This is a genomic window from Enterovirga aerilata, assembly GCF_013044135.1.
Classification (GTDB): Bacteria; Pseudomonadota; Alphaproteobacteria; order Rhizobiales; family Beijerinckiaceae; genus Enterovirga; species Enterovirga aerilata.
This window is the reverse complement of sequence record NZ_JABEPP010000001.1, coordinates 635,641-647,905: the sequence shown is the minus strand read 5'-3', so window position 1 is coordinate 647,905 and position 12,265 is coordinate 635,641. Positions and strand designations below refer to the sequence as shown.

Sequence of the window (12,265 nt, the reverse complement as noted above, 5' to 3'; positions counted from 1 at the left end):
CTGCGGTCGGACCGCTACTCCGCGGCGTCCAGGAGGTCGCCTTCCTGGATCAGCTTCTCCAGCGAGAGCACCGCACCCGCCTCTCCCTCGGGCAGGCTCTCCACCTCGCGCAGCTTCCGGTCGATGGCGCGCTTGCGTACGGCCACCTTGTCGATCTGGTTCGTCGCCTCGTTCAGCTTCTTCCGGACGGCATCCAGGACCTCGCCGTATTTCCCGAACTCGGTCTTCACGGCCGCGAGCGTCTGCCACACCTCGCTCGACCGCTTCTGGATCGCGAGCGTCCGGAAGCCCATGCGCAGGCTGTTGAGGATGGCGAGCAGCACCGTCGGGCCGGCGACCACGATCCGGCACTGCGCCTGGAGATGGTCGACGAGACCCGGCCGGCGGATGACCTCGGCATAGAGGCCCTCCGTCGGCAGGTAGAGGATGGCGAAATCCGTCGTGTCCGGGGGCCAGATGTATTTGGTGCAGATGGTCTGCCCCTCCTGCCGGATCCGGGCTTCCAGCCCCTTGAGCGCGGCCTCGACCGCGGCGCCGTCGGCGCGTTCGGAGGCGTCCAGCAGGCGCTCGTAATCCTCGCTCGGGAACTTCGCGTCGATCGGCAGCAGGACCCCCGCGTCGCCCTCGCCCTGTCCCGGCAGCCGGATCGCAAACTCGACCCGCTCGCCCGAGCCCGGCTTCACCTCCACGTTGCGGACGAACTGCTCGGGCGCCATCACCTGCTCCAGCAGATGGCCGAGCGACACCTCCGCCCAGGTTCCCCGCGTCTTCACGTTGGTGAGGACGCGCTTCAGGTCGCCGACGCCCGAGGCGAGCGACTGCATCTCGCCCACGCTCTTGAAGACCTGCTCGAGCTGATGGCTGACGATCTTGAACTTCTCGCCGAGCCGCTCCTCCAGCGTGCCCTGCAGCTTCTCGTCAACCGTCCGCCTCATCTCCTCCAGCTTCTGGGCATTGTCGTTGCGCAGCGTCTCGAGCTTGCCTTCGACAGTCTGACGGAGGTTCTCGTTGGCTTCGGCATTGGTCTGGATGAGCCGGCGGATCTCCGTCGCGACGCCGTCGAGCCGCTCCTTCTGGCTCGCCGCGCCCTTCTCCAGGTTGCCGTCGAGGAACTCGGCGAGGGCCTTGAGCTGCCGCACCACCTCCTCGCGCAGCGCCTTGCCGCCTTCGTCGGCGTCGCGCCGCATCTCGCCGAGCCGGCGCTCGTTCGCCTCCGCAAGCGATTTCACGTTCACGACCACGCTGTCGAGCTTCTCCGCCTGAGCCGTGCCGAGGAGCCCGATATTGGCCCCGAGCGTCTCGCCGAGGCGCGCCACGATCGTCTGCACCTCCTGGCGGAGGTCACGGGCCTGGCTGCCGGTCTCGTCCCGTCCCCGCTTCAGGTCCTCCGCGAGCGCGGTGCGGAGCTGGCCCAGATCCCTGCTCAGCTCGTCCAGCGCGTTCCGGAGCAACGGGTCGCCCGCGACTCGCGGCCGGAAGGCGGCGACCCCGGACAGGATCGACGTGATGCAGCCGAGGAGGATAGCGAGCCAGACGGGATCAAACGGCATCGGGTCCGTGCGAGTCAGTTTCCGAACAAAGCTAGAACGTCTCGGCCCCGGAGACGAGAGCGGCGATACGGTCATGCACAGCCAGCACGGGCAGCCCGCCGCATTGACCGCGCCCTGCAGGACGCCCATCATCCCTCCATGCGACGGCTTCTCTTCTTGGCGCTCGCGCTCGCCGCCCCCTTCGGGACGACGGCGGCGCTCGGGCAGGCGCCGCGGCCGGCCACGCCCCCGAGTCTGGCGATCGAGCCGAAGCCTGCCGAGCGCACGCCCGGGCCGCAGAAGGCCGAGACGCGCCGGCCGTCCACGCTCGACGACCTTTTCGCCCGGCTCGCCGCGGCTGCCGACGAGACGGAGGCGAAGGGGATCGAGAACCTGATCGAGCGCCGGCTCGCCCGGTCGGGCAGCGATACGGCGGACCTGCTGATGTCCCGCGCCGTCCAGGCCCTGGAGGCGAAGGACGCGCCGCTCGCCATCGAGCTCCTGGACCGCGTGACCCAGCTCAGGCCCGGCTGGGCGGAGGCGTGGCATCGCCGCGCCGCGGCCTTCTACATGCTGGAGGACCCTGCCGACGCGATGGCCGACCTGCACAAGGCGCTCAGCGCCGAGCCGCGCCATTTCGCGGCCTGGGCGGCGCTCGGCCATGTCTACATGGCGGGCGGCGACAAGCGCCGGGCGCTCGAGGCCTATCGCAAGGCGCTCGCGCTGCACCCGTTCCTGGAGGATGCGAAGAAGGTCGTCGACCGCATCTCGCCCGAAGTGGAAGGGCGCGACCTATAGGGTCCGGCGGCGATCAGCCGAAGGCCGCGCGCCTCGCCTCCATCCGCATCTCGCTCTCTGCCGCCTTGCGCCGAGCGCTGCGCGTCTTGAGGATGAAATGCGTCGCCTCCTGTAGACCGTATAGCTCGTCCAGATCGGCGAGCGCGACGCCCATCATCGTCTCGACCACCGCCGAGCGTGCGTAGCCGCAGCTGATCAGCCGGTCCGACACCGCCCGCCAGGCCGCGTTGAGCTCGGTTCGTATCTCGGGTGTGTCCGACGCCATGTCTTCGGTCCAGATCGAGCCTACGATAACCGCTTTGTACCGAGTTTGAAGATCATGATTAAAGCTTGGTTAATCGACCGCCTTGCTTTGTTTTCGTCTCTCGCCTCCAGCAACCGCCGCGATCGTCTTGCACCTTTGCTTGAAGTTGTCGGCTGGCCTTGCCGCGCGACGCGGACCGTTTCCTTCGGAGGCCGGCGCGGCTTATGAGGAGCGGTCGAATCGCCATCTCGCGAAGGCTCCCATGCGCATCATCACCCTCATCGGCCTGCTCGTGGCGGGCTCTCTCCTCGCCGGCTGCCAGTCCAGCTCCGGCGACGACGCCATGGGCGACCTCAGCTCCAGCATGAGCGGGGCGCTCGGGCGGGACACCTACGGCACCAACCGCCGCATGGACGTCTATGGCGGCGCGACCGCCCCGACCCTTCCGACGATCGGCGCGCCGGGCTACGGAAAGTAGTTTCACGCTGGAAGAGGTGGACGGAACGGCATGAAGGCGCTGGTCAGCGAGGCTCCGGGCGGGCCCGAAACCCTCGTGCTCAGGGACATGCCGGAGCCGGAGCCCGGCCCGGGCGAGGTGCTCGTCGCCGTGAAGGCCTGCGGGGCGAACTTCCCCGACGTCCTCATCATCCAGGACAAATATCAGTTCCGGCCGCCCCGCCCGTTCGCGCCGGGCGCCGAAATCTCCGGCGTGGTCGAGCGGGTCGGCGAGGGCGTGACCGGTCTCAAGCCCGGCGACCGGGTGATCGGCTCGCTGCTCGCCGGCGGCATGGCCGAGAAGGCGGTCGTCCCAGCCGCGAAATGCCTCGCGATCCCGGACACCATGCCGTTCGACGAAGCTTCCGCCTTCATCCTGACATACGGGACCTCGTACCACGCTCTGAAGAACCGGGCTGGGCTGAAGCCCGGCGAGACGCTGCTGGTGCTCGGCGCCGCGGGCGGGGTCGGACTCGCGGCCGTCGAGCTCGGCAAGGCGATGGGCGCGCGCGTGGTCGCGGCGGTGTCGTCCGAGGAGAAGCTGGCGCTCGCCAGGAAGCACGGGGCGGATTCGGGCTTCGTCTATGGGCCGGCTCCCTCATCCAGGGAGGAGTCGAAGGCCCTGGCCGATGCTTTCAAGGCCGCCTGCGGCGAGGGCGGCGCCGACGTGATCTACGATCCGGTGGGCGGCGACTATGCGGAACCGGCGCTCCGGGCGATCGCCTGGGAAGGGCGCTATCTGGTGGTCGGCTTTCCGGCCGGCATCCCGCGCCTGCCGCTGAACCTGACGCTGCTGAAGTCGTGCCAGGTGGTGGGCGTGTTCTGGGGCGAGTTCACCCGGCGCGACCCGGCCGGAAACGCTCAGAACAACCGCGAACTCCTGGACCTCTACGCCGCCGGCAAGATCCGGCCCTACGTGTCGGAGCGCTACCCGCTGGAGCGCGGGGCAGAGGCGATCCGAAAGCTCGCGAGCCGCGGCGCGACGGGAAAGCTGGTGGTGACGGTCGGCGGGGCCTGACCCCGCGCAAATCCCGCCTCGACATCACTGAGGCCTTCCGTCCTGCTTCCGCCCGATTCCGGCACCTCCCGGCATGCGCGCTCCGCGCAGCTTCTTGCAAGCGTGCCAGCGCGCCCAATCAGGGCCGCGGATCGCACCAGCGGTTATGCATCAGCGTATCGAGGGTCGCGCAGGCCCAATCGTATTCCGCTGAGCCGACGGCCGGCCGTTCCTTGCAGCAGTAGTCGGCGAACCGCCGCAATGCCTCGGGATCCCGGGTGACCGTGCCATGCAGCGAGGCGACGTAAGCCTCGAGCGCGGCGACCTTGCCGTTGAGGCGCTTCACCTCGTCGGCGAGCAATTTCACCGCCGCGCCTGCATCTTGGGGCAATTCTCTCATGCTTTCCTCCCTTTCCAGGAATGAAAGCATATAAAGCCCGGCTGTTCCAGTCCCGTGCGTCTGTGGTGACATACGTTTCCGGTATGCGTCGCGGTGTCAGGTGACCTTCTTGCCGGCCACCCCGAGATAGCGCTCGAGCGCCGCCGCGTCCTGCCGCAAAGCTGCGCTCGCGGCCCGGTGCACGACCACGCCGCGCTCCAGGATCACGGCTTCGTCGGTCACGCCCAGGATCTTCTGGGCGTGCTGCTCGACTACGATCGCCGACATGCCTTCCTCGCGGAGGATGCGCTGGAGCGCGGCCAGCAGCTCCTCGATGATGATGGGGGCGAGACCCTCCGTCGGCTCGTCGAGCAGCATGAGCCTCGGGTTCAACACGAGCGCGCGGCCGACCGCGAGCATCTGCTGCTCGCCGCCCGAGAGCTGGTTGCCCATGTTCGAGCGCCGCTCCTTGAGCCTGGGGAAGAGGCCGTAGACCCGCTCCACCGTCCAGGGGCCCGGGCGGGCGATGGCGGTCATGTTCTCCTCCACCGTCAGCGAGCGGAAGATGTTGCGCTCCTGCGGCACCCAGCCGATGCCGGCCTGCGCGCGCTGTTCCGGCCGCAGCCGCGTGATGTCGCGGCCGCCGAGCGCAATCGTACCGCCGCGGTGACGCGTGACGCCGACGATCGTGTTGAGGAGGGTCGTCTTGCCGACGCCGTTGCGGCCGAGGACCGCGAGCGAGCGCCCCTCCCCCAGGGCAAGGTCGATGCCGTCGATGACGACCGCCTCGCCATAGCCGGCGCGCAGCCCCGAGACCGTAAGAAGGCCGCTCAATGCTCCGCCTCCCCGAGATAGACGGCGCGCACCCGCGGATCCGTCGAGACCTCCTCGACCGTGCCCTCCGTGAAGAGCGCGCCGTTCACGAGGACCGAGATCCGTTCGGCGAAGGAGAAGACAAGGTCCATGTCGTGCTCGATGAGGAGCACGGAAACCTCGCGCGGCAGCGCCGCGACCGCGGCCAGCAGGTCCGCCCGCTCCGCTTCCGGCACGCCTGCCGCCGGCTCGTCGAGGAGCAGAACCCGCGGCTTCGACGCGAACGCGACCGCGATCTCCAGGAGGCGCTGCTTGCCATAGGGCAGCGTCGCCGTGCGCTCGCCCAGGATATCGGTCAGGCCGAAGCGCTCGGCCACCGCCTCGATCTCCGCCATGATCGGCCGGCGCGTGCCGAGGCTGCGCCACCAGTGCCAACCGCCGCCAAGCCGCTCGGAGACCGCGAGCCCGATCGTCTCCAGCGGCGTGAGCGCGGGAAAAAGCTGGTTGATCTGGAAGGTGCGGGCAAGGCCGCGTCGGACGCGTGCATCGGGCGGGAGGCGCGTGATGTCGGCGCCTTCGAGCAGGACGGTGCCGCCGCTCGGGGCGAGGACGCCGGTGAGGAGGTTGATGAAGGTCGTCTTGCCGGCGCCGTTGGGGCCGATGAGCGCGTGCCGCGCGCCTTTCTCAAGCCGGAAGGTAACATCGTCGGTCGCCGTGAGGCCGCCGAAGCGCTTCTTCAGGCCGATCGTCTCGAGCGCGGCCGTCATGGCCGGGGCTCCCCGCCCGCCAGCGGCGCGACCCTGCGGCCGGGCAGGCCGAGGCGGCCGAAGATACGGCCGAGCACGCCATGGGCGTGAAGGCTGATCCGCTCGCGGCCGACGAGCACGAGGACGACGAGGATCAGGCCGATCCAGAACAGCCAGTATTGCGGCGTGAGCGTCGCGAAGGCGTCCTGCAGGAGCTTGAACACCACCGCGCCGATCAGCCCGCCATAGAGATAGCCCGCCCCGCCGATCACGAGGACGAGGATGAGGTCGGCCGAGCGGTGGAACTCGAGCACGTCGAGGGAGACGAACTGCGTCGTCTGGGCGAGAAGCGCGCCCGCGACCCCCGCATAGGCGGCGGCCATGGTGTAGATGGCGACGAGGCGCCGGTTCACCGGGACGCCGACCGCCCGCGCCCGGAGCGGGTTGTCGCGAATGGCCATGATGGAGAGGCCGAACGGGGAATGAACGACGCGCCGGGCGAGCAGGAACAGGATGAAGAGGACGACGAGCGTGTAGGCGTGCGCGGTCCGCCCGAAGATGTCGAACTCGAACAGGCCGAGGACCGGCCCCATGGTGATGCCCTGCAGCCCGTCGGCGCCGCCCGTGAGCCAGGCGGCCTGGTTCGCGATCTCGCCGAAGACGAGCGCGACCCCGAGCGTCACCATGAGGCGCGTGAGGTCCGCCCCGCGGAGCACGAGGAAGCTCGTCGCAAAACCGGCGAGCGCGGCCGCCGCGGCGGCTGCGACGAGGCCGAGCAGCGGCTCGCCGGCACCGTGCTTGGCGAGGAGGCCCGCCACATAGGCGCCGAGCCCGAGGAAGGCCGCGTGGCCGAGGGAGACGATGCCGGCATAGCCGAGGATGAGGTCGAGCGAGAGGGCGAAGAGCGCCAGGATCGCGATCTCGCTGACGAGCAGGTGCTTGTCGCTCGTCAGGAAGAAGGAGCCGAAAGCCAGGATCCAGAAGACGGTCTCCTGCCAGCGCCAGCGCGGGCGGTGGCGGAGCCCGGCCTCGACGGGCGAGCGGGAGCCTGCCTCAGCGGGCACGGGCGAAGAGCCCCTGCGGCCGCAGCACCAGGACCACGATCATCAGCGTGTAGATCACGAAGGCCCCGAAGGCCGGCACGTAGTATTTGCCGGCCACGTCCGCGATGCCGAGGATGAGCGAGGCCACGAAGGGGCCGACGATGCCGGAGGTTCCTCCCACCGTCACCACGATCAGGAAGTAGATCATGAACTTGAGCGGGAAGCTCGGGTCGAGCCCCAGGATCTCCGCCCCGAGCGCCCCGCCGAGTCCCGCGAGCCCGGACCCGACTGCGAAGGTCGCCGCGAAGATGCCGTTGACGTTGATCCCGAGCCCGCGCGCGACGCGAGGGTCGTCGACGGCGGCCCGCAGCCGGCTGCCGAACCGCGTCTTCGTCAGGACGAGCTGGATCGCGATCACCAGCACCGCGCAGATCGCGATGATGAAGGAGCGGTAGAGCCCGACCTGCACGCCCGCGATCTCCACGCGGCCCTGCAGCCAGGCCGGCAGGCGGATGAATTGCTGCTGCGAGCCGAAGGCGTAGTCGACCGCCGCGACCGACATGAAGACGAGGCCGATGGAAAACAGCACCTGGTCGAGATGCGACCGTCCGTAGAGGTGGACGTAGAGGGTGCGCTCGAGCACGAGCCCGATCGCAGCCGGGATGATGAAGGCGAAGGGCAGCGTCGCCACGAAGGGCACGCCCCAGCGGTTCAGCATCAGGGCGCTGACATAGCCACCGGCCATGGCGAAGGCGCCATGGGCGAGGTTGACGAAGTTCATCAGGCCGAGCGTCACGGCCAGCCCGCAGGCCAGCACGAACAGCAGCATGCCGTAGGCGACCCCGTCGAACAGGATGGTCAGCATGGGTGTGGCGGGTGGCGCGCGGAGCGTGGCGAGCGGAGAGCAGCAGAAGCAGGCTGGCCGGGTCCAGCGCCGTCATGCGCCACTCGCCGCCAGCCGCTCGCCATTCGCCCGATCACTTCTTCTTCGCCGGGTCCTTCACCTTCTCGATGGTCGCGAACTCGACGTTGTAGAGTTCGCCGTCCTTCTTCTCGACCCGGCGGATATAGACGTTCTGGACGACCTCGCGCGTGTCCGGATCGATCGTGACCGGCCCGCGCGGCGAGTTCCAGCTCATCCCCTTCATGGCGTCGACGAGCGCCTGGCCGCCCTGCCCGTTCGTCTTCTTCAGCCCCTCGTAGATGAGGTGCATGCCGTCATAGCCGCCGACCGAGTGGAAGTTCGGCCGCATGTTGTTGTTGGCCTTCTTGAAGCCCTCGACATAGGCCTTGTTCTCGGGGCTCTCGTGTGCGGCCGAGTAGTGGAAGCTCGTGACCACGCCGAGCGCCGTCTCGCCCATGTCGTTGAGGAGGTCGTCGTCGGTGACGTCCCCCGTGCCGATGAGCTTGATGCCGGACTTGTCGAGCCCGCGCTCGGCGAACTGCTTCATGAACTGCGCGCCGACGCCGGACGGCACGAAGATGAAGACGGCGTCCGGCTTGGCGTCGGCCGCGCGCTGGAGGAAGGGCGAGAAATCCGGGTTGCGCAGCGGCACCCGCAGGTTCTCGACGGTGCCGCCCGCGGCCTTGAACGTGTCGGAGAACCATTTCTCGGCATCGATGCCCGGCCCGTAATCGGAGACCAGGGTCACGACCTTCCTGATGTTGTTCTTGGCGGCCCATTCCGCCATCGGGGCGGAGACCTGCGGCAGCGTGAAGCCGGAGCGCACCACGAAAGGCGAGGCCTCCGTGATCGAGGAGGTGGCCGCGCACATCACCACCTCCGGCACCTTCGCCTGCGTCGCGAGGGGCGCCGCGGCGAGCGCGAGCGGGGTCAGGCCGAAGCCCGCGAGCACGGTGACCTTGTCGTTGACGATGAGTTCCTGGGCGAGGCGCTTGGTGACGTCGGCCGTGCCGGTATCGTCCTTCAGGATGATCTGCACCTTGCGGCCTGCGACGGTGTCGCCGTTACGCTGCTGGTAGAGCTTCACGGCGGCCTCGACCTGCCGGCCCGTCGAGGCGAAGGGGCCGGTCATGGGCAGTATGAGGCCGATCTTCACCGGTTCCTGCGCGAAGGCGCCGCCCGCGGCGAGCGCGGCCGAGAGCATGGCGGCGCCGGCCAGCAGATCGCGTCGTGTCGTCATCGTAGGTCCTCCCAACCGCATTCCCTTATATTGGCCGTTCCTTGAAGCCGAGGCGTTGAAAACGCAACCTTGGTTGCCGGCCATGTCTTATACGTTCGGCTCAATAGCTATCAGGGATCAGCATAGCTGGGGAGCCGGTCGCCTCGGCTCCGCCTGCCGTTCCGACAACGGAATCCGTCACTTTGCCACCAGGGGGCAATTCCCCTCGGAGATCGGCCGGAAGGCCTGGTCGGCCGGCACGGTGCCGACGAGCTTGTAGTAATCGTAAGGGTACTTCGACTCCTCGGGCTTCTTCACCTCGAACAGGTGGATCGGGTGGATCACCCGCCCGTCGGGCCGGATGGCGAGGTCGCCGAAGAGCTTGCCCTTGCCGTTGAAGGTCTTCATCTGCGGCACGACCTTCTGCGCATCGTCCGTGCCGGTCGCCGCGACCGCATTCAGATAGGCGAGCGTGGCCGCATAGACGCCGGCCTGGGTGCCGCTCGGCATCTTGCCGTTCATGCCCGGCCGCTGCGCGAAACGCTTCGCGAAGGCGCGAGTCTCGTCATCCATGTCCCAGTAGAAGGACTCGGTGAGCAGCAGCCCCTGGCCGGCCTTCAGCCCCATCGCGTGCACGTCGTTGATGAAGACCAGGAAGGCGACGAGCGACTGCCCGCCCTCCTTGAGGCCGAACTCGCCTGCCTGCTTGACGACGTTGATCGTGTCCGCGCCGGCATTCGCCAGCCCGATCACCTTTGCCTTCGAGCCCTGCGCCTGGAGCAGGAAGGACGAGAAGTCCGACGTGCCGAGCGGGTGGCGGCTGGAACCGAGGACCTTGCCGCCGTTCCTGGTGATGTAGTTCGTGGCCTCCGCCTCGATGCCGTGGCCGAGCGCGTAGTTCACGGTCAGGAAATACCAGTCGTTGCCGCCGCGCTTCATCATGGCGGCTGCGGTCGTATTGCCCGTCGCCCAGGCGTCGTTCACCCACTGGATGGTGTTGGGCGAGCAATCCTTGCCCGTGAGGTCCGAGGTGGCCGTCGAGGAGGCCAGGAACGTCATCTTCGTGCCGCGCAGCAGCGAGTTGATCGCGAGCCCGACCGAGGAGTTCGGCACGTCGACAACCGCGTCGACCTTGTCCACGTCAAGCCACTTGCGGACGATGGTCGAGCCGATATCCGGCTTGTTCTGGTGGTCGGCGAAGACGATCTCGACCTTGATGCCCTTGCCGCCGCCGTTGAAATCCTCCGCGGCCATGCGGGCGGCCTCGACCGATCCCATCCCGTTCGTGTCCTGGAACACGCCGGAGATGTCGTTGAGCACGCCGATGCGGACCACGTCGTCCGAGACCTGCGCCCGCGCGGCCGGCGCGAGGGCGAGCGTGACGGCGGCCGCGGCCGCAGCAAGATTGCGTCTCATGGTGTCTCCTGTTCGTTCCCTCTCCGGAGCCCCTTCCGGTGCTCTCGTCGTTGCCGGCCTGGGCGCATGCTCAGACCTGTCTGTCGGGCAGCCGGACGACGAGGCCGTCGAGCTCCCCCGTGACCTTGATCTGGCAGGACAGGCGGCTGTTCGGCAGCCGGTCGGCCGCCGCCCCGTCGAGCAGCGCGTCCTCGTCGTCGCCCATCGGCGGCAGCCGGTCGAGCTGGTCCGGCTCCACATAGACATGGCAGGTCGCGCACATGGCGTTGCCCCCGCATTCGCCCAGGATCTCCTCGATGCCGCGACTGACCGCCGCCTGCATGACGCTCTGTCCCGCGGGGACGTCGAGCGTCTGCCGGGACCCGTTCGGGTGGATGTAGATGACGGATGGCACTTCGCGTCCTCAGGCCGGGCGGATGGTCACGGGAAGGCTCTCCAGGCCGCGCAACGTGTTGTTGTAGCGGCGCCTCGTCGGCCCGGCGATCTCGACCGAGCCGACCTTCCGGGCGAGCGCGGCGAGCATGACCTCGCCCTCCAGCCGGGCGAGAAGCTGGCCGACGCACATATGGATGCCCGAACCGAACCCGACATGGCCGCTCGTCTTGAGCTCGATGTCGTAGCGCTCGGGCTCCTCCCAGCGGCGCGGGTCGCGGTTGGCCGCGCCCAGGAACATGAGCACCTTCTCGCCCTCGCCGATCTCGACCCCGCCGATCTCGACACGGCGCGTCGTGGTGCGGAAGAAGGTCTGGACCGGGCTTTCGAACCGCACCGCCTCCTCGAAGGCGTTGCGGGCGAGCGCCGGATTTGCGCGCAGCTTGGCGTATTCCTCCGGGAAGCGGGCGAGGCAGTAGATCGCGGCCCCGAGCCCGTTCACCGTCGTGTCGATCCCGGCCGTGAGCAGCGACCGGACGAGGAGCGGTGCCTCCTCGGCCGTGATCTCGCCCGCATCGACCGCCGCATGGATCGCGGCCCCGAAGCCTCCGGCCGCCAGGCGCTCGCGCGCGCATTGGTCGGTCACGTAGGCGACGTGCGGGCCCGCCTCGGCCATGGCCTTCCGGCGCAGCTCGTTATCCGGCCCGAAGGCGTTGAAGGCGAGCGCCGCATAGGGAAGCAGGTGCTCGCGCCCCTCTTTCGGCAGCCCCATCGCGTCCGGGAAGACCGCGAGCGGGAAGGCTTCCGCCAGGTCCGTGATCGCGTCGAACGTGCCGAGGGCGAGAAGTTCGTCGGCCTTGCGCTCGGCCGCCGCGGCGAAGCGCTCGCGCAAAGTCTTCATGACGGCGGGCGACAGCACGCGGCCGAGGACGTTGCGGGCGCGCGTGTGCTTCGGCGGGTCCTGCTCCAGGATGAGGCTCTGCGGCCGCCAGGGCTTCTCCCGCGCGAAGTCGCTCATGCCGACGCCGCGGCTCGAGCAGAAGGTCCCCCAGTCGTTCAGGACGGCATGGACCTCGGCGTAGCGCGCCAGAGCCCAGACGTTCCAGGAAGAGAGCCACACGACCGGCCCGGCCTCGCGCAGCTCGTGATGGATGCGGTGCGGATCCTCGAAGAACTCGACCGAGAACGGGTCGACATCCGAGACCGGGACGCCCGGGACGGGCGCGCCGGCCGCGAGCGCCGCGTGCAGGGCGCCGCCTCTGAGCTCGGGGGCTGCGTTCGGCGTCATGGCTCTCCTCCCTGTTCTTGTT

At 68.8% G+C, this 12,265-nt stretch carries 14 protein-coding genes; 3 read left to right on the top strand and 11 right to left on the bottom strand.

Going from position 1 to position 12,265, the window contains the following annotated elements:
- Window positions 1–14: 14 nt before the first annotated feature.
- Window positions 15–1,550: a DNA recombination protein RmuC gene (locus HJG44_RS03155; RefSeq protein WP_171216857.1), complete on the bottom strand. Its 1,536-nt coding sequence runs from the start codon at window positions 1,548–1,550 to the stop codon at window positions 15–17.
- A gap of 138 nt (window positions 1,551–1,688) precedes the next feature.
- Between HJG44_RS03155 and HJG44_RS03150 the strand changes: the two genes are divergently transcribed.
- Window positions 1,689–2,327, top strand: coding sequence for a tetratricopeptide repeat protein (locus tag HJG44_RS03150; RefSeq protein ID WP_171216856.1), 639 nt, complete (start codon window positions 1,689–1,691; stop codon window positions 2,325–2,327).
- A gap of 13 nt (window positions 2,328–2,340) precedes the next feature.
- Here the strand turns inward: HJG44_RS03150 and HJG44_RS03145 are convergent, their stop codons facing one another.
- Entirely contained in the window at window positions 2,341–2,592 is a 252-nt protein-coding gene (locus HJG44_RS03145) for a hypothetical protein (protein WP_171216855.1), read from the bottom strand.
- A gap of 241 nt (window positions 2,593–2,833) precedes the next feature.
- Here HJG44_RS03145 and HJG44_RS03140 point away from each other — a divergent pair, with 241 nt between their 5' ends.
- Both HJG44_RS03140 and HJG44_RS03135 read left to right on the top strand, forming a co-directional pair.
- Entirely contained in the window at window positions 2,834–3,049 is a 216-nt protein-coding gene (locus tag HJG44_RS03140; protein WP_171216854.1) for a hypothetical protein, read from the top strand.
- Between the two features lie 30 nt (window positions 3,050–3,079).
- On the top strand, window positions 3,080–4,084 hold the full coding sequence (locus HJG44_RS03135; protein WP_171216853.1) for an NADPH:quinone oxidoreductase family protein: 1,005 nt from the start codon (window positions 3,080–3,082) through the stop codon (window positions 4,082–4,084).
- Between the two features lie 118 nt (window positions 4,085–4,202).
- Here HJG44_RS03135 and HJG44_RS03130 read toward each other — a convergent pair whose 3' ends face one another.
- The 9 genes from HJG44_RS03130 to HJG44_RS03090 all read right to left on the bottom strand — a co-directional run bounded on the left by HJG44_RS03130 (window position 4,203) and on the right by HJG44_RS03090 (window position 12,243).
- Complete coding sequence (locus HJG44_RS03130; RefSeq protein ID WP_171216852.1) at window positions 4,203–4,463, bottom strand: hypothetical protein; 261 nt, start codon at window positions 4,461–4,463, stop codon at window positions 4,203–4,205.
- Window positions 4,464–4,559: 96 nt separating this feature from the next.
- Window positions 4,560–5,276 carry an ABC transporter ATP-binding protein gene (locus tag HJG44_RS03125; RefSeq protein ID WP_171216851.1) on the bottom strand — a complete coding sequence of 239 codons (717 nt, stop codon included), beginning with the start codon at window positions 5,274–5,276 and terminating at the stop codon, window positions 4,560–4,562.
- A complete protein-coding gene (locus tag HJG44_RS03120; protein ID WP_171216850.1) occupies window positions 5,273–6,022 on the bottom strand; it encodes an ABC transporter ATP-binding protein in 750 nt (249 codons plus the stop codon). Before HJG44_RS03120 ends, HJG44_RS03125 begins: the two co-directional genes overlap by 4 nt.
- Complete coding sequence (locus HJG44_RS03115; RefSeq protein WP_171216849.1) at window positions 6,019–7,065, bottom strand: branched-chain amino acid ABC transporter permease; 1,047 nt, start codon at window positions 7,063–7,065, stop codon at window positions 6,019–6,021. Before HJG44_RS03115 ends, HJG44_RS03120 begins: the two co-directional genes overlap by 4 nt.
- Entirely contained in the window at window positions 7,055–7,909 is an 855-nt protein-coding gene (locus HJG44_RS03110; protein WP_171216848.1) for a branched-chain amino acid ABC transporter permease, read from the bottom strand. Before HJG44_RS03110 ends, HJG44_RS03115 begins: the two co-directional genes overlap by 11 nt.
- A 112-nt stretch (window positions 7,910–8,021) precedes the next feature.
- A complete protein-coding gene (locus HJG44_RS03105) occupies window positions 8,022–9,188 on the bottom strand; it encodes an ABC transporter substrate-binding protein (RefSeq protein ID WP_171216847.1) in 1,167 nt (388 codons plus the stop codon).
- 177 nt (window positions 9,189–9,365) lie between these two features.
- Window positions 9,366–10,583 carry an ABC transporter substrate-binding protein gene (locus HJG44_RS03100; RefSeq protein ID WP_171216846.1) on the bottom strand — a complete coding sequence of 406 codons (1,218 nt, stop codon included), beginning with the start codon at window positions 10,581–10,583 and terminating at the stop codon, window positions 9,366–9,368.
- A 70-nt stretch (window positions 10,584–10,653) separates the two neighbouring features.
- Window positions 10,654–10,977, bottom strand: coding sequence for a 2Fe-2S iron-sulfur cluster-binding protein (locus HJG44_RS03095; protein WP_171216845.1), 324 nt, complete (start codon window positions 10,975–10,977; stop codon window positions 10,654–10,656).
- 9 nt (window positions 10,978–10,986) lie between these two features.
- A complete protein-coding gene (locus tag HJG44_RS03090; protein ID WP_171216844.1) occupies window positions 10,987–12,243 on the bottom strand; it encodes a cytochrome P450 in 1,257 nt (418 codons plus the stop codon).
- Window positions 12,244–12,265 lie beyond the last annotated feature (22 nt).